The sequence below is a fragment of the Streptomyces sp. V3I8 genome, from assembly GCF_030817535.1.
In the GTDB taxonomy this organism is placed as follows: domain Bacteria; phylum Actinomycetota; class Actinomycetes; order Streptomycetales; family Streptomycetaceae; genus Streptomyces.
Genome location: NZ_JAUSZL010000002.1, coordinates 42,819 through 61,653 on the forward strand (window position 1 = coordinate 42,819; position 18,835 = coordinate 61,653).

At 75.5% G+C, this 18,835-nt stretch carries 1 protein-coding gene; it reads right to left on the reverse strand.

Features of this window, described 5'->3' with window-relative positions:
* Window positions 1-5 precede the first annotated feature (5 nt).
* Window positions 6-18,785 (reverse strand): non-ribosomal peptide synthetase, encoded by an 18,780-nt coding sequence (locus QFZ75_RS00385; RefSeq protein WP_307533116.1) that lies wholly within the window; start codon window positions 18,783-18,785, stop codon window positions 6-8.
* Between the last annotated feature and the right edge of the window lie 50 nt (window positions 18,786-18,835).

An 18,835-nucleotide genomic window follows, 5' to 3' on the forward strand; every position in this document is an offset into this window, starting at 1 on the left:
GGTCCTCACCGTTCGTCGTGGTCGCTGTCGCCGCGTGCGGCGTCTTCGAGTTCGCGGAGCACCTGTTCCTCCACCAGTTCCGCCAGGGCGGCGACCGTGCGGTGGACCAGGACGTCGCGGGGCGTGAGGGCCACGCCGAAGGCGTCGTTGGCCCGCGAGGAGATGAGCAGGGCGCGCAGGGAGTCGCCGCCGAGGTCGAAGTAGTCGTCCTCGGCACCGGCCGGGGTGTGCAGGGCCTCCTCCCAGAGGGCGGCCAGGACCTCCTCGGTGGGGGTGCGGGGCGCGACGCGCTCCGCCGTCCGCGGCGCGTCCGGTGCGGGCGCGGGCAGGGCGGCCCGGTCGGTCTTGCCGTTCTCGGTGAGCGGGAAACGCTCGAGGACGACGTACGCGGAGGGCACCATGGGACCCGGCAGGGTCGCGGCGGCCAGCGTCCGCAGTTCCGCGGCGGTGGGGGTCTGCTCGCCGGGTGCGCGCAGCAGGTGGGCCACCAGCCGCGGCGGACCCGGTTCGTCCTCCCGTACACCCACCACGGCGTCCAGCACGGCCGGATGGCGTACGAGCGTGGCCTCGACCTCGCCCGCCTCGATGCGGTGGCCGCGCAGTTTGAGCTGGTGGTCGGTGCGGCCCAGGTAGTGCAGTTCGCCGCGGGCGTCGCGCCGTACGAGGTCGCCGGTGCGGTACATGCGGGCGCCGGGCGGCCCGAACGGGTCCGCGGTGAACCGGGCCGCGGTCAGGCCGGGCCGGCCCAGGTAGCCGCGGGCCAGCGCCGGTCCGCTCAGCCACAGTTCGCCCGCCACGCCGTCGGGGACCGGCCGCCGCCCGGCGTCCAGGACGTACGCCCCGGTGGCGGGCAGCGGGCGGCCGATCGGCGGGGCGGTGCCGTCCGGCACCAGGGGGTCCGACCAGGTGGCGACGACGGTGGCCTCGGTCGGCCCGTAGGAGTTGACCAGGCGGTGGTGCGGGGCCCAGCGGGCGACCAGGTCGGCGCCGCACGCGTCGGCGCCCACCGTCAGGGTCTTGAGGTCGGGCAGGGTGCCGGGGGTGTCCGGCGGCAGGGTGGCGAGCGCGGCCGGAGGCAGCAGGGTGTGAGTGATGCGCTCGGCACGCAGTACGTCGGCCAGTTCGGCGCCGAGCAGTGGTCCGGGCCGCGGGACGACCAGGGAGGCGCCCTGCGGCAGGGACATGCACAGTTCCAGCACCGAGGCGTCGAAGCTGGGGGTGGCGAACGCCAGGACCCGGTCGCCCGGCGCCACCCGGTAGTGCGCGGCCTCGGCGGCGGCGAAGCCCGCCAGGCCCCGGTGGGTGACCACCACGCCCTTGGGGGTGCCGGTAGAGCCGGAGGTGTAGATGACGTAGGCCGGGTCGTCCAGGTCCAGCGGGCGGTGGCGGTCGGCGTCGGTGGGCCGGTGGTTGGGTGCGCCGTCCGGGCCCACGCCTGCGCCCTGCCCCTCCTGCCCAGCCTGCCCGTCACGTCCGCCATGTCCGTCCTGCCCGTCCGAGAGCAGGGCGGAGACCTCGGCGGTGTCGAGGGTGACGGCGGGCGCCGCGTCCCGCAGCATGAACGCCACCCGCTCCCGCGGGTAGTCGGGATCCACCGGCAGGAAGGCGGCGCCGGTCTTGGCGACCGCCAGCTGGGCGAGGACCATGTCCGCCGAGCGCGGCAGGAGCAGGGCGACGAGGGTGCCGGGGCCCGCGCCGCGCGCGATGAGGCGGTGCGCCAGGCGGTTGGCCCGTGCCTCCGCCTCCGCGAAGGACAGGGACAGGCCGGGCGCGCTCAGTGCCGTGGCCGTGGGGAGGCGGTCCACCGCCGCCTCGATCAGGGCGGGCAGCGTCGCCGGGGCCACCGGGGCGAGTTGCGGGCGGGCGGGGCCGTGCAGCAGCCGGGCCCGTTCCTCCGGCGGCAGGATGTCGATGGCGTCCAGGCGGTCGGCGTCCGTGGCGGTGGCCAGTTCACCGAGCGTGTGCAGGAGCTGGGCGGCCAGGGAGCGGGCCGTGGCCGCGTCGAAGTGGCGCGGGTCGTAGCCGAGTTCGACGCCGAGCCGCTCGCCGGGCGAGACGACCACGGTGAGCGGGTAGTTGGTGGCCTCCCGGGCGTCGAGGTCGGTCACGTGGACGCCGTGGGCGCCGGCCGTGGCGTCGCCGACCGGGTAGTTCTCGAAGACCAGCAGGCTGTCGAACATCGGCGTCCCGGCGGGCAGGCCGCTCCACGCCTGGAGGTCGGTCAGCGGGACGTGGTCGAAGCGGCGGTCCTCGGCCCGTACGGTCTGGGTGTCCCGCAGCCAGGCGTCGCAGGCGGCGGCGCCGTCCACGGTGACCCGGGCGGGCAGGGTGGTGATGAACAGGCCGGTGACGGTGTCGGCGCCGGGCAGGTCGGCGGGCCGTCCGGAGACGGTGGTGCCGAAGCACACCTCGCGTTCGCCGCTCCAGCGCGACAGCAGCAGCGCCCAGGCACCCTGCGCGACGGTGCTGAGGGTCAGGCGGCCCCGGCGGGCGAAGTCCTCGAGACGCTTGGTCTCCTCCGTTCCCAGGTACTGGGTCAGCCAGGTGTCGGAGCGGGCCGCGGAGCTCTGGACGGGCCTGCGGTCGTAGGGCAGCGGGGTGGGGGCGGTGAGGTCCGCGAGGGCGCTCCTCCAGTGCTCCTCGGCCGGTGCGGTGTCCCGGGCGGCGAGCCAGGCGGCGTAGTCGGCGAACGGGCGGCGCTCCGGCAGCCGCGGTTCCTCTCCCCGGGCGAACGCCGCGTGCGCGGCCATGACGTCGGCCAGGACGTGGAAGACGCTCCAGCCGTCCAGCAGGACGTGGTGGAAGGTCCACATGACCCGCACCCGGTCCGGGCCGAGCCGGATCAGGGCCAGGCGCAGCAGCGGGGCGCGGTCCAGGGCCAGAGCGCGGGCCTTGTCCTCGGCGAGCAGCCGCTCCAGTGCCGTGTCCCGCGCGTCGGGGGTGAGGGCGCTCCAGTCGTGTTCGGTGACCGGCAGCACGGCGGTGCGGTGGACGGCCTGGAGCGGTACGGGGACACCGTGCAGGGCGACGGTGGTACGCAGGACGGGCGTGCGGTCGACCACGTGCTGGAAGGCGGCCGCGAGCAGGCGCGGGTCGCGCGCCCCGTCCACGACGAAGGTGATCTGCTCGACGTACATGCCCCGGCCCGGCTCGTCCAGGCCGTGCACGACCATGCCGGTCTGGGTGGGGGTCAGCGGGTAGAGGTCCACGATGTCGCGGCCGGCGCCCACCAGCCGGTCCACCGCCGGCTGGTCCAGCGGTGCCAGCGGGAAGTCGGACGGGGTACGGCCCCCGGCGCCGGGTTCGGCGCAGTGCCGCACGATGTGCCGCAGTTCGGCGGCCAGTTCGGCGGCCAGCCGGGCCACCGTGTCCCGCCGGTGCACCTCGCGCGAGTACGACCAGGTGAACCGCAGCTGTCCGCCGGTGACCCGGCCGAGGACGTCGAGGAGGTGCGGCCGGTCCGCGGCGGGGTCGATGCCGCCGGTCAGTCCGGCGTACGGCGTGCGCAGGAGGCCGTCCGCGGTGGTGGTCCGGTCCTGCTGTCCGAGGTAGTTGAAGCCGATCTGCGGCAGGTCCGGCAGGCCGAGCCGGTCGCCGTCGGGGTGCAGGTGGCGCAGGGCGCCGTAGCCCAGTCCGTTGCCCGGCACGGCCCGCAGGCTCTCCTTGACGGACTTCAGCACCGTCCCGGTGCCGGCGTCCCGGGGCACGTCCAGCGCGACGGGGAACAGGGTGGTGAACCAGCCGACGGTCCGGGCCAGGTCGACGTCGTCGAAGAGTTCCTCGCGGCCGTGGCCCTCCAGCGCCACCATGACCCGGTCACGTCCGGTCCAGCGGCCCAGCACCCGGCCCAGGGCGCACAGCAGGACGTCGTTGACGCGGGTGCGGTAGACGTCCGGCACGTCCTGGAGGAGCCGGCGGGTGTCCTCGGCGTCCAGGCCCGCCGTCACCGTCTCCTCGCAGGCGGCGCTGTTGGCGCCGGTGAGGTCGGCCGGCAGGGGGGTGGCGTCGGCGGACAGGGACCGCCAGTGGGTGAGCTCGCCGTCGAAGCCGCCGGACGCGGTGTGGGCGGCCAGCCGCCGCGCCCATGCCCGGAAGGAGGTGCTCTTCGCGCCGAGGCCGGCCCGTTCGCCGGCGCGCAGTGCCCGGTGGGCGGTGTCCAGGTCCTCCAGGATCACGCGCCAGGACACCGCGTCCACGACCAGGTGGTGGGCGGCGAGCAGCAGGACCGGCCGCCGGTCGTCGCCGGTGCGGCACAGGGCGGCCCGGAGCAGGGGGCCCTCGGCGAGGTCGAACCCGGCGGACAGACGGGCGGCGAGTTCCCGTACCGCCTCGCCGTGGTCGTCCGGGAGGTCGTGCACCTCCAGGTGCGGCTCCTGTCCCGGTGCGGTGCCGTGCTGCCGCCACCGTCCGTCGCCGGACGGCTCGAAGCGCAGGCGCAGGGCGTCGTGGTGCTCCAGGACGGCGGCCAGGGCGGCTCGCAGCAGGCTCTCGTCGGTGTCGGCGGCCAGGTGGAAGGAGACCGTCTGGGTGAGGTGGGCGGGGTCGCCGGTGAGGGTGTCGAGCAGCCAGTGCTGGACGGGGGTCAGCGGCACCTCCCCGACGACCGGACCCTGCTCCGCCACGGTCCGCGGAGCCGCCGGGTCCTCGGCCGCGGCGGCCAGTTCGGCGACGGTCTGGTGGCGGAACAGGTGCCGGGGGGTCAGGGCGAGACCGGCCCGGCGGGCGGCGGAAACGATCTGGATGCCGAGGACGGAGTCGCCGCCGAGTGCGAAGTAGTTGTCCCGCGCGCCCACTTCGGGCACGCCCAGCACCTCGGACCAGATCGCGGCGAGCGTCTTCTCGGCCTCGGTGCGCGGCGGGCGGTCACCGGTTCCGCGGGACGCCGACCACACGGGGTCGGGCAGCGCGCGCCGGTCGAGCTTGCCGGTGGCCCCGAGCGGCAGCCGCTCCAGCGGTACGAGGAGCGCGGGGACGAGGTGGTCGGGGAGCGTACGCGCGAGGAAGGCCCGCAGGTCGGCGGGGTCGGGCAGGCCGGGGCCGCCGTCGGGGACCGCGTACGCCACCAGGCGTTTGTGGCCGTCGTGCTCGACCACGCGGGCGGCCGCCGCGGACACCCGGGGGTGGCGGGTCAGCGCGGCCTCGACCTCGCCGGGTTCGATGCGGAAGCCGCGGACCTTCACCTGGTCGTCCGAGCGGCCGAGGTACACCAGTTCGCCGTCGGCCGTCCACCGTACGAGGTCGCCGGTACGGTACATGCGGCCGCCGGGCGGGCCGAACGGGTCGGCCGGGAAGCGGGACGCGGTCAGTCCCGGCCGGTTCAGGTAGCCGCGGGCGACCCCGGTCCCGGCCAGGTACAGCTCGCCCGGCACACCGGCGGGCACCGGGCGCAGCCGGGCGTCCAGGACGTAGGCGCGGGCTCCGCCGACGGGCCTGCCGATGGGCGGGACGCGGTCGGGTTCGGCCGGGTCGCAGGTGAAGGCGGTCGCGTAGACGGTGGCCTCGGTGGGGCCGTAGATGTTCATCACCCGTGCGCCGGGAACCGCCGAGCGGACCCGGCGCACGGTCTGTGCCGGCAGCGCCTCCCCGGCGAGGACCACGGTGTCGGCGTGGACGCGGACGGTGTCCTCCGCCAGCAGCCGCCCCAGCGCGGAGGGCACCGCGCTGAGCAGTCCCGCCCGCCAGGGCTCCGCGCGCTCGGCGAGGGCCAGCAGGTCACGGACGATCTCGATCCGGCCGCCCGCCAGCAGCGGCGAGAAGATCTCGAACACGGACACGTCGAAGTTGAGCGAGGTGGAGGCCACCACGTGCTCCAGAGCGCGTCCGCCGAACTCGGCGGCGGCCCAGTCGGTCAGGGCCAGCACCGATGACTGGGCGACGACGACGCCCTTGGGCCGGCCGGTCGAGCCGGAGGTGTGGATGACGTAGGCGGGGTGGTCCGGCAGTAGCGTTGCGCGCCGTTCGTCGTCGGTGACGGCCTCGCCGGACAGGGCGGCCAGGCGTGCGGCGCAGGCGGGGTCGTCGAGGGCGATCCGGGTGAACGGCCCGTCCGGCAGCCGCCCGCCCGTCTCCGCGCAGGTGACGACCGCTTCGGGCCGTACGTCGTCGAAGAGGAACGCGATGCGCTCGGCCGGGTACCCCGGGTCGACGGGCAGGTAGGCGGCGCCGCTCTTGAGGACCGCCAGCAGCGCCACGATCAGGTCCGGGGTGCGCGGCAGGGCGAGCGCGACGAACCGTTCGGGTCCGGCCCCGGCCTCGATGAGCAGCCGCGCCAGTCGGTTGGCGCGCTCGTCGAGCCGACGGTGGGTGAGCTGTTCCCCGTCGGCGCCGAGGACGGCCGGGGCGTGCGGGGTGCGCGCGGCCTGGACGCCGAACGCGTCGGGCAGGGTCCGGTACGGGGCCGCGCTCACCGGGCCGCCGAAGCGGTCCAGCAGCCGGCGGCCCTCCTGGGCGGACACCAGCGGCAGGTCGTCCAGAGTGCGGTCCGGGTCGGTGGCCATCCCGGTCAGCAGTGTGCGCAGGCTCGCGCCGATGCCGTCGACGGTGGCCGCGTCGAAGGCGGCGGGATCGTAGTCCAGGGTGACCGTCAGGGTGTCGCCGGGCGCGACCACCACGCTGAGCGGGTAGTTGGTCGGCTCCACGTCCCGTTCCTGCTCCATGGCCAGGCCGTGCCGGGCCAGGGCGTCCGCGTCGAACGGATAGTTCTCGAAGACCACGATGCTGTCGAACAGGGATGTGCCGCCCGGTATCTCGCTCCAGGTCTGGAGTTCGGCGAGGGAGACGACGTCGTGGCGCCTGGACTCCGACTGGGCGGCCTGCAGCTCGCCCAGCCACTCCGGCAGCCGGCGCCGTCCGTCGACGCGCACCCGGGTGGGCAGGGTGTTGATGAACAGGCCGACCATGGAGGTCACGCCCGGCAGGTCGGCGGGACGGCCGGAGACGGTGGTGCCGAACACCACGTCGTCCCCGCCGCCGTAGCGGGACAGCAGCAGCGCCCAGGCGCCCTGCAGGACGGTGTTCACGGTCAGACCGGCCGCCTGCGCCGTCTCCCGCAGCCGCGCCGACACTTCGGCGTCGAGCGTCACCCGGACCGACCCCGAGGACGCGGTGCGGTGCGCCTCGGCGGGCCGCCGGTCGCGCGGCAGCGCGGTGGCGGCGGGGAAACCGGCCAGGGTCTCGCGCCAGTACGCCTTCGCCCGCTCGGTGTCCTGCCGGGTGAGCCAGTCCAGGTAGTCGCGGTAGGGGGCGCGGACGGGAACCTCGGCGGGGCGCCCGGCGGTGAGCGCCGCGTACCGCTCGCACACCTCGTCGAAGACCTGGGCCGCGCTCCACCCGTCGAGCAGCAGGTGGTGGAACGTCCAGAGCATCCGCACCCGTCCGGGCGAGAGCCGGATCAGGGCCAGACGCATCAGCGGGGCGCTCTCCAGGTCGATGCCGGCCTGCCGGTCCTCCTCGACCAGCCGGGCGAGCTCCCTCTCGCACCGCCCGGCGGACCGTCCGGACCAGTCGTGGTGGGTGACGGGCACGGTCGCCCGTCGCCGCACGGCCTGTATCGGCTCGGCGGTCTCCTGCCACACCGGGCGGGCGCGCAGCATCGCGTTGGCGTCCACCGTCCGCTGCCACGCCTCGGCCAGGGCCTGCGGGTCGGTGACGCCGGACAGCACCAGCTGCACCTGGTTGACGTAGGTGCGGCTGTCGGGATCCAGGAGGCTGTGGAACAGCATGCCCGCCTGCATCGGCGTCAGCGGGCACAGGTCCTCGACCGCACGGCCGTCGCCCACGACCCGGTCCACGGCCGTCTGGTCGATCCGGACCAGCGGGAAGTCCGACGGCGTACGGCCTCCCGCCGCCGGGTCGGCGCAGTGGGCGACGACGTCCTCCAGTGCCCGCAGCATGCCCGCCGCGAGGCCGGCCACGGTCTCCCGCCGGTGCAGGTCGCGGCTGTGGTGCCAGGTGATCTCCAGCTCGCCGTCCTCGACGCGGGCGACCACGTCGAGCAGGTGCGGACGCACCGACCCGGGCGCCTCGGCGCCGCCCAGGCCGCCCGGCACGGAACGCACCAGCGCGCCGCCCCGGGCGGACCAGTCGAAGCGGCCCAGGTAGTTGAAGCTGACGCCGGGCATCGGCGCGTCGGCGAGCCGCCCGTCCCCCGCGAGGTGGCGCAGGGCGCCGTGGCCCAGGCCCCGTCCGGGCACGGCCCGCAGCTGCTCCTTGACGGACTTCAGGGCGGTGCCCCAGTCCCCGTCCGGCAGAGCGAGGGCAACGGGGAACAGGGTGGTGAACCAGCCGACCGTACGGGACAGGTCCACGTCGTCGAAGAGCTGGTCCTCGCGGCCGTGGCCCTCCAGGCCGACGGTGACGGTCCGCCGTCCGGTCCACCCGGCGAGCACCCGGCCGAGGGCGGTCAGCAGGACGTCGTCGACGCGCGTGCGGTAGGTGCCGGGCACCTTCCGCAGCAGGGCGTCGGTGCGGCGCCGGTCCAGTCGTACGGTCACCGCGTCCACGTCGGCCATGGTGTTGCCGCCGTCGCCGTCCAGCGGCAGGGGCGCGGCGCAGTGCCGGGCCACCGTCTCCCAGTGCTCGCGCTGCGCGGCGAAACCGCCCGCCGCGGTGTGCGCGTGCAGGCGCCGCGCCCACTCCCGCACGGAGGTGGTCCGCTCCGGCAGGCGTACGGGCTCCCCGGCACGGGCCTGTCCGTAGGCGGTCTCGAGGTCTTCCAGCAGGACGCGCCACGAGACGCCGTCGACGACCAGGTGGTGCACGACCAGGAGCAGCCGGGCGGTCCGGGTTCCGTCCGCGGGACCGGTGGAACCGGTGGCCCCGGTGAACAGGCGGGCCGTCAGCAGGGGTCCGTCCGCGAGGCGGAAGGAGGCGTGCGCCTCGGCCGTCGCACGGGCTTCGGTCTCCTCGGCCGCCGCCTCCCCGAGCCCGCTCAGGTCGTCGACCTCCAGCAGCTCGGGGGGCTCCTCGTCCGCTCCCGGGCACTCCTGGTGCCAGGAACCGTCGGCGGACCGGACGAAACGGCAGCGCAGGGCGTCGTGGTGGGCGTACAGGGCCGCCAGGGCGCGGCGCAGGGCCGCCGGGTCGACGTCGCCGGGCGTCTCCACGACGACGGACTGGTTGAAGAACTCCGGCCGTCGCGGCCCGGGGTCGAGGAACCAGTGCTGGACCGGCGTGAGCGGCACCTCGCCGCTCACCGGGCCGGTCCCCGCGACGGGCGGGGCGCCGCCGGTGTCCGCGGCGGCGGCCAGAGCGGCGACCGTCGGGTGCCGGAACAGGTCCCGCGGGGTGAGCGCGAGTCCGGCGGCACGGGCGCGGGAGACGACCTGGATACTGAGGATCGAGTCGCCGCCGAGCATGAAGAAGTTGGCGTCGGCGCCGACCCGTTCCACTGCGAGCAGCTCCGCCCAGATCCCGGCGAGGGTGCGCTCGGCCTCGGTGCGCGGCGCGCGGTACGCGTCGTCACCGGCCGCCGTCCAGTCGGGTGCGGGCAGCCGGCGCCGGTCCACCTTGCCGTTGGCCGTCAGGGGCAGTTCGGCCACGGTGACGAAGGCGGCGGGCACCATGTAGTCGGGCAGTTCGGCCACGACGTGGGCGCGCAGCTCGCTCGCGGAGGGCACGGTGGGCGGGGACACGGGCACCAGGTGGGCGGCCAGCCGCTTGCGTCCGGAGTGCTCGTACACCGAGACCACCGCCTCGGCCACGTCCGGGTGGGCGGTCAGCCGTGCCTCGATCTCGGTGGGTTCGACGCGGAACCCGCGGATCTTGACCTGGTCGTCCGCGCGTCCCACGAAGTGCAGTTCACCGTCCGCGCTCCAGCGCACGATGTCTCCGGTGCGGTACATCCGTCCGCCGGGCGGGCCGAACGGATCGGCCCGGTAGCGGGCGGCGGTCGCACCGGGCCGCCCGGTGTAGCCACGGGCCAGTCCGGCGCCCGCGACGTACAGCTCCCCCGGTATGCCGGGTGGTTGCGGCTGGAGGGCGTCGTCCAGCACGTACACGCGCGTGTTGTCGAGCGGCCGTCCGATGGGCAGCACCGGCGGCAGCGGGTCACCGGCCCTGAAGACCCGCCGGGTCGCGAAGGTGGTGGTCTCGGTCGGTCCGTAGCCGTCGACGACGGTGAGGCCGGGGCAGGCGTCGAGCACGCGGCCCACCACCGCGCCCGGCACGGCCTCGCCGCCGGTCCACACCTCGCGGGCGCCGCGCAGGCAGGTGGGATCCTCCTGGGCGAGCAGCCGGAACAGACCCGCGGTCAGCCACAGGCAGCGCACCCCCCGCTCGGTGATCGCGCGGCGGACGACGGCGGCGTCCACGTCGGCCGCCGGGGCCAGCACGGCCGTCCCGCCGCGCAGCAGCGGCACCCACACCTCGTAGGTGGCGGCGTCGAAGGCGTGCGGGGAGTGCACGAGGACCCGGTCGTGCCCGGCGAAGGCGCCGTCGAGGGCGAGCGCGGCGACGTCCCGCTGGCGTACCGCGACGCCCTTGGGGGTGCCGGTGGAGCCGGACGTGAACATCAGGTACTGGACGTTGTCCGGGTGGAGCTCCCGGAAGCGGGCGGTCTCTCCGTCGTGGAAGCGGGCGTCCTCGCCGGCCGCGGCCGGGCCGTCGGCCGCGAGGAGGCCGTCCACGCGCAGCACGGTCCCGTCGGGCAGTGCCTCGTCCGCCGCGCCCTGCCGGCCGGCGTCGGTGAGCAGCAGCCGCGCGCCCGCCTCGGTGAGCATCCGGCGCAGCCGCTCGTGCGGTGCCCTGCCGTCCAGCGGTACGTACACGCCGCCGGTGCGGACCAGGGCGAGCTGGACGACCACGAGGCCGGCCGAGCGGTCCATCAGCACGCCCACCGGGACCTCGGGCGCCACACCGAGCGCGGCGAGCCGGCCGGCCAGCCGGGCGGCCCGGGCGTCGAGTTCCCGGTAGGTGAGCCGCTCCTCCTCCGTCTCCAGGGCCACGGCGTGCGGGGTGCGGCGCACTTGTGCGGCGAACAGCTCCGCCACGGTGGCCTCGGACGTGCCGGTGGCCGTGTCGTTCCACTCCTCGACCACCTGACGGCGGCGGGCGGCCGTGAGCAACGGCAGCCGGGCGGGCGGCCGCTGGGGCGTGGCGGCCATGTTCGCCAGCAGGACGGTGAGGTGTTCGACCATGCGTGCGACGGTGTCCGCGTCGAACAGCCGCGGGTCGTAGCCGAGCCGCAGGCCGAGTTCGGTGCCCGGGTAGGCCACCAGGCTCAGCGGGTAGTTGGTGGTCTCGATGCCGTCCAGGGCGCTCAGCCGCAGTCCGTGCGCGGCGGCCGGGCCGTCGTCGACCGGGTAGTTCTCGAAGACGACGATGCTGTCGAACAGGGCGGCGCGTTCGGGGAGTTCGGTGAACCCCTTCATCCGGGTGAGCGGTACGTGGTCGTGGCGGCGGTCCTCGCTCTGCTCCTGCTGGAGGTCGCGCAGCCAGTCGAGCAGGGGCCTGTCGTGCGGCACCGTCACCCGGGTGGGCAGGGTCGTGATGAAGAGTCCCGTCATGGTCTCGGCGCCCGGCAGCTCGGGGGGCCGTCCGGACACGGTCGTGCCGAACACGACGTCGTCCCGGCGGGCCTGCCGGCTCAGCAGCAGCGCCCAGGCGCCCTGCACGAGGGTGTTGACGGTCAGCCCGGCCGTCCTGGCCAGCTCCTCCAGGGCCCGGGTGGTGGCCGCGTCCACGGCGCCGCGTACCGCCGCGGTGGATTCGGCGCGGTGGCTCTCGCGCGGTTCCCGGTCGTACGGCAGCGCGGTGGTCTCGCTCAGGCCGGCCAGGCGGCGGTGCCAGTGCCGGCCGGCCTGAGCGCCGTCGCGGTCGCGCAGCCAGGCCACGTAGTCGCGGAAGGGCCGCCGGTCGGGCAGTGGTTCCCGTCCGGCGGTGGCATGTCCGGTGAAGACGTCGGACAGCACCTGGAACAGGCTCCAGCCGTCCAGGACGAGGTGGTGGAACGACCACACCACGCGTACGCCGGTGTCGGAGATCCGGGCGAGCGCCAGCCGCTGGAGCGGGGCCCGGTCCAGGTCGATGCCCTGCGCCCGGTCCCGGTCGAGCAGGTCCCGCAGCCGGTTCCCGCGCTCCTCCTCGGCCAGGCCGCGCCAGTCCAGGTGGGTCACGGGCAGGGTCGCGTGGCGCCGCACCACCATCAGCGGTTCGGGGACGTCCTGCCAGACGACGTGGCCACGCAGCACGGGCGTGTGGTCCGTGACGCGCTGCCAGGCCGCCGCGAGCTCGGCCGGGTCGGGCACCCCGTCGAGGTCGAAGGTCAGTTGCTGGAAGTAGACGCCCCGGTCGTCCTCGGAGAGCCCGTGGAAGAGCATGCCGGCCTGGGTGGGGGTGAGCGGGTGGATGTCCTCCACCGCGCCCGGGTCGTCCCCGACGATCCGGTCCACGGCCGGCTGGTCGAGCCGGGCCAGGGGGAAGTCCGAGGGGGTGCGTCCGCCGCTGCCGGTCCGGCCGGCGTGCCGTGCGATGGCGGCCAGCGCGTCGGCGAAGCGTGCGGCCAGGCCGTCGACGGTCCTCCTGGTGTGCAGGCCCTCGGAGTGGAACCAGGTGAACTCCAGGGCGTCGCCGTCGAGCCGGCCCACCACCTCCAGCGGGTGGGGGCGCGGGGCCTCGGGGTCGGCGTCCAGTTCCAGGGTGCGGAACGGGCCCGCGTACAGGCCCCCGGCGGTGTCCGGGAGCCCGAACCTGCCCAGGTAGTTGAAGCTGATCTGGGCCCGCGGTGCCTCGGGCGGAATCCCGGGGCGGGTGTGGTGGCGCAGGACGTCGTGCCCGAGGCCGTGCCGGGGCACCGCCCGCAGTTGCTCCTTGACCTGCTTGAGCACGACGTCCCAGGGGGCGTCGGGCGGGACGGCGAGGGCGACCGGGTGGCGGGTGGTGAACCAGCCGACGGTACGGCTGGTGTCCACGTCGGCGAACAGGTCCTCGCGGCCGTGCCCCTCCACGTCCACCAGCACCCGCTCGTGTCCGCTCCACGCGCACAGCACCCGGCCGAGCGCGCTCAGCAGCACGTCGTTGACCTGGGTGCGGTAGGTGTCCGGCAGGGTGCGCAGCAGGGCGGTGGTGTCCTCGGGCGTGAGCCGGACGGTCACCTGGCGCGCGGAGGCGTAGGTGCGGGTGCCGTCGCCGTCGGTGGGCAGGTCCGCCCGGGCGCCGGCGACGGCGCCGGTCCAGTACGCGGCCTCGTCGTCGAAGCCGCCGTCCGCGGCGTACGCCGACAGACGCTTGGACCAGTGCCGCAGCGGCGAGGACTTCGGGGGCAGCGCGGCCTGTCCGTCCGCGCCTTCCCGGCGGGCGAGGTAGGCGCGGTCGAGGTCCTCCAGGAGCACGCGCCAGGACACGCCGTCGACGACCAGGTGGTGGACGGCCAGGTGCAGCACGCGGGGCAGGCCGGGGCCGCGGTCGTGCAGTACCGCGCGCAGCAGCGGGCCGTGGCGCAGGTCGAAGGCGCCGTGGTGGGGGGTGTCGGTGTCCGGGCCGGCGTGGTGGGCCAGGTGCAGCCGGGGTGAAAGGTCCTCGATGAGCCAGGCGGCGGGCTCCGCGTCCGTGCCCCGGCCGTCCGTCCCGTCGTCGGTCTCTCCGGTGTCGCCGGTCCCTCCGGTGTCGCCGGTCCCTGCGCCGAGGAACCGCGAGCGCAGCGCGTCGTGGTGGGTGACGAGGTCGTTGAGGGCGTCCTCCAGCGCCGCCGGGTCCAGGTCGTCGGGGACGTGGAACGACAGGGTCTGGGCGAAGCGGCCCGCGCGTTCGCCCGCGGTGTCGAACAGCCAGCGCTGGATCGGCGTCAGCGGCGCGGCGCCGGTGGCGGGTACCGCGGCCGGGGCGGCGGGCCCGCGGCCGACGGCCGCGTCGGCGCAGCGGGCGAGGGCCGCGATCGTCTGGTGGCGGTAGACGTCCCGTGAGGTCAGCGTGAGGCCCGCCTGCCGGGCCTGGGCCACCACCTGGATGCTGAGGATGGAGTCGCCGCCCAGCATGAAGAAGTTGTCGTCCACCCCGATGCGGTCCACGCGCAGGATGTCCGCCCAGACGGCGACGAGGATGCGCTCGGTGGGCGTGCGCGGGGCCACGCGGTGCGTACCGCTGCGCAGGGGGCCGGGGTCCGGGAGGCGGCCGCGGTCCAGTTTGCCGTTGAGGTTGAGGGGCAGGCCGGCCAGGACCATGACGGCCGTCGGCACCATGTGGTCGGGCAGGGTGCGGCCGAGGGTCCGGCGCACCTCCTCCGCCTCGACGCGCGCGTCCGGGGCGGGAACGACGTAGCCGACCAGCCGGCGGTGGCCCTCGCTCTCCCGGACGGTGGCCGCCGCCTCCGCCACCCCGTCCAGACGGCGCAGGGCCTCCTCCACCTCGCCCAGTTCGATGCGGAAGCCGCGTACCTTGACCTGCTGGTCGGTGCGGCCCAGGTACTCCAGTTCGCCGTCGGCGCTCCACCGCACCAGGTCCCCGGTGCGGTACATGCGGTCCCCCGGCGCACCGAAGGGGTCGGCGACGAACCGGGACGCGGTCAGCCCGGGGCGCCCCAGGTATCCGCGTGCCAGGCCCCCGCCGCCCAGGTACAGCTCCCCCGTCACGCCCGGCGGCTGGGGGCACAGCAGGCGGTCCAGGACATAGGCCCGGGTACGGGCCACGGGCCTGCCGATCGGCGGGGCCTGGTCCGGTGCCGTGCCGCCGGCGAACCAGGCGGTGGCGTAGACCGTGGCCTCGGTCGGGCCGTAGATGTTGGCGATGGCGCAGCCCGGCACGGCCCGCCGCAGGTCCTGCACGGTCTGCGCCGAGAGCGCCTCGCCGGCCAGCACGACGGTGTCCGCCGCCACGGGCGCGCCGCCCTCGGCGAGCATCCGGGAGATCACCGACGGCACGCCGCTGACGAGTCCGGCCCGCCGGGTCTGCGTGGTGTCGGCGAGGGCCACGAGGTCGGCAACCACCTCGACGCCGCCGCCCACGAGCAGGGGGCAGAGCATCTCGAAGACCGACACGTCGAAGTTGAGCGAGGTGGAGGCCACCACATGGGCCAGCCCCTGCGGGCCGAAGTGCTCCGCCGCCCACTGCGCGAGCGCCGCGACACTGCGATGGGTGATCACGACGCCCTTGGGGCGGCCGGTCGAGCCCGAGGTGTAGATGACGTAGGCGGGATGCTCCGGGTGCAGGGGCCGCACCCGGTCGGCGTCGGTGAGATCACTGTCGGCGGTGGCCTCCTGCGCGAGGCAGTCCTCCAGGAGCAGCGGGGCGCAGTCCGCGGGCAGCGCCCCGGCGGTCCCGCGGGTGGCGACGACGAGGGCGGGCGCGGCGTCGTCGAGCATGAGGCGCACGCGCTCGACCGGGTAACCGGGGTCCACCGGGAGGTAGCCCGCGCCCGCTTTCAGTACGCCCCACAGCACCGGCAGCAGGTCCGCCGTGCGCGGCAGGCACAGCGCCACCAGCGTCTCGGGGCCGGCCCCGCGGGCGGCCAGCAGCCGGGCGAACCGGTTGGCGCGCCGGTTGACCTCGGCGTAGTCCAGACGTTCGGGTCCGCACATCACGGCGGTCCGGTCAGGTGTCCGTGCCACCTGCGCCTCGAACAGCGCGGGCAGCGTACGGGCCGGTGCGCGGCCGGCGTTCCCGGGCCGCGGGTTCCACCGCTCCAGTACCGCGTGCCGTTCGTCCTCGGACAGCAGGGCCAGTTCGCCCACCGTGCGGTGCGGTCCGTCGGCCATGCCCTCCAGCAGCCGGTGCAGATGGCGGCTCATCCGTGCCACCGTCCGCGCCTCGAACAGGTCGGTGTTGTACTCGACCGTGAGCTCGCAGCCGCCGTCGGCGTGCGGCAGGAACTCCAGCACCAGGTCGAACCGGGCGGCCGGGCGGGGCAGCGGGTGGGGCTCGACGCGCACGGCGCCGGCCTGCGGCGGGTCGCCGAGGGCGGTCTGCTGCACCACGAGCACCTGCACCAGCGGGGTACGGCTGGGGTCGCGGGTCGGCGCCAGCTCCTCCACCACCCGGTCGAACGGCACGGATTCGTGGGCGAAGGCGTCCAGCACCGTGGCCCGCATGCTCTCCACGAACCGGTCGACGGTCATCCGGTCGTCCACGTCGCCGCGCAGTACGACGGTGTTGGCGAAGAACCCGGTCACGTCCTCCAGTTCACGGCGTCCCCGTCCGTTGGTGACGGTGCCGAAGGCGATGTCCCGCTGCCCGGAGTACCGGGAGAACAGCACGGCGGCGGCCCCCGCGAACAGGGTGAAGACGGTCGTGCCGCGGCCTCCGGCCAGGTGCCGCAGCCGGGCGACCAGCTCGGCGGGAAGGTGCTGCCGGTGGGCCTCGCCGCCGGTGGTGCGCACCGCCGGCCGGGGCCGGTCGGTCGGCAGTTCCAGCGGGGACATGCCGGTCAGGTGCCGCTTCCAGTACGCCAGGTCCGACGCGTCGCCGTCCGCGGAGCGCTGCCGCCGCTCCCACACGGCGAAGTCCGGATACTGCGTACCGGGCGCGGGCAGTCCGTCCGCCGTGCCGGACGCCTCGGCCCGGTAGAGCGCCGTCAGGTCACGGGTCAGGACGCCCACCGACCAGCCGTCGGTGACGATGTGGTGCTGGGCCAGCAGCAGCACCTGGTCGTCGCTTCCGCGGCGGACGAGCAGGGCGCGGGTGAGCGGACCGGCCGCCAGGTCGAAGGAGCGGCCCAGTTCCTCGGTGAGCAGCCGTTCGACGGCCTCGTCGCGCCGGGCGGCGGGCAGGTGGGTCACGTCGGCGGTGCGCAGCGGCAGTTGCCCGTGCGTGTGGACGCGCTGCACGCCCTGGCCGTCCTGTGTGGCGAAGGTCGTGCGCAGGGAGTCGTGGCGGGCCGTCAGCCGGTCCAGGGCACGGCGCAGCGCCCCGGTGTCCAGTTCGCCGCGCAGCCGCAGCGCCAGACCGGTGTTGTACTCGGTGCCGCCCGGGGTGAGGTCGTCCAGGAACCACAGGCGCCGTTGGGCGCTGGAGAGCGGAAGCGGCCGGTCGCGGGGAACGGCCGGGATCGGGTCCGGGGGTGCCGCGGAGGCCGGTTCGCCGAGCAGCCGGGCCAGAGCGGCGACGGTACGCGCGGTGAACACGTCCCGGATCGACAGCCGGACCCCGAGTTCCTCGCGGATCCGGGCCAGGGCGCGGGCGGCGAGGATCGAGTCGCCGCCCAGGTCGAAGAAGTCGTCCTCGACGCCGACGGTGCCGGTCCCCAGGACGTCCGCCCAGACGCCGGCGAGCACCCGCTCCTGCGGGGTGCGCGGCGTCACGTGTCCCGGACCGGCCGCGCGCACGGGTGCGGGCAGGGCACGCCGGTCGATCTTGTGCTGCGGGGTGAGCGGCAGGGCGTCCAGGACGACCACGGCGGACGGCACCATGTGCGACGGCAGTACGGCGGCGGCGACCGCCCGCAACTCGTCCGGGTCCGGCCCGGGTCCGGGGCCGGCCGGGGTGACGTAGCCGACGAGTTGCCGCCGTCCGGGCTCGTCCTCGCGCACCACGACGACGGCGTCGCGCACGCCGCCGTGGCACCGCAGCGCCGCCTCGATCTCGCCGGGCTCGATACGGAAGCCCCGCACCTTGACCTGGCGGTCGGCCCGGCCCAGGTACTCCAGTTCGCCGTCCGTGTTCAGGCGTGCCCGGTCTCCCGTGCGGTAGAGCCGGGCGCCGGGCGGGCCGAAGGGGCTGGCGACGAAGCGTCCGGCGGTGAGGCCGGGCCGGCCGAGGTATCCGCGGGCCACTCCGGCGCCGCCGACGTACAGTTCGCCGTCGGTCCCCGCGGGTACCGGCCGCAGGGACGCGTCCAGTACGTGCGTCTCGGTGCCGGTGAGGGGGCGGCCGATGCTCGGTGTGCCGCGGCCTGCGGACAGCGGTCCGGTCCAGGAGGCGACGATGGTCGTCTCGGTGGGGCCGTAGGAGTTGATCATCCGGCGGCCCGGCGCCCAGCGGTCCACGAGTTCCGCCGGGCACGCCTCGGCCCCCACGATCAGCGTGCGCAGCCGGCCCGGGCCGATCCGCGCCGGGTCGGGCAGGGTGGCGAGGGCGGCCGGCGGGATCAGTGCGTGGGTGATGCGGTGCTCGTCGACCACCGCGGCGAGTTCGTCGCCCAGCCAGGGTCCGTCGGGCGGTACCACGAGGGTGGCGCCGGACAGGACGGAGATGAACAGCTCCAGCACGGAGGCGTCGAAGCTGGGCGAGGAGAACTGCAGCACCCGGTCGCCCGGGCCCACCGCGTACTGTCCGGCGGCGGCCGCGGTGAAGGCGGCGATGCCCCGGTGGGTGACGACCACCCCTTTGGGCGTTCCCGTCGAGCCCGAGGTGTGGATGACGTACGCGGCCTGGTCGGCGTCCACCCGCGGGCCCGGCCCGGGAACGGGTTCGGCGGCCTCCAGGACGGTGCGCAGGCCGGCCGGATCGTCGAGGACGACGGCGGGCGCCGCGTCCTGCAGCATCAGCGCGCGCCTCTCGTCCGGGTACCGGGGGTCCACGGGCAGGAAGGCGGCACCCGCCCGGGCCACGGCCAGTTCGGCGGCGATCAGCTCCAGCGAGCGCGGCAGGACCAGTGCCACCGTCCGCTCCGGCCCGGCCCCGCGCCGTACGAGATCGGCGGCCAGGCGCCCGGTCCGCTCCGCCAGTTGCCGGTAGGACCAGGTCCGCCGGCCGTCGGTCACCGCCGGCGCGTCCGGTGTGCGCCGCACCCATGCCTCGAACAGGTCACCGAGCGGCAGCGGGTCCACGGCGCCGTTCGCGCCGCTTCCGCCGGCGGTGACGTCTGCCGTCCCGGGGGAAGGGGAGGTCGACGCGGGCTCGTCGTGCAGGTCCGTCATGGGGGGTCCTTCGAAAGCGGTGGCGATGCGGGTGCGCGGAGAGCCGCCCG

Excerpts from the sequence above, each read along its gene's own strand:
- QFZ75_RS00385 (WP_307533116.1), bottom strand. The coding sequence starts at position 18,785 with ATGACGGACCTGCACGACGAGCCCGCGTCGACCTCCCCTTCCCCCGGG.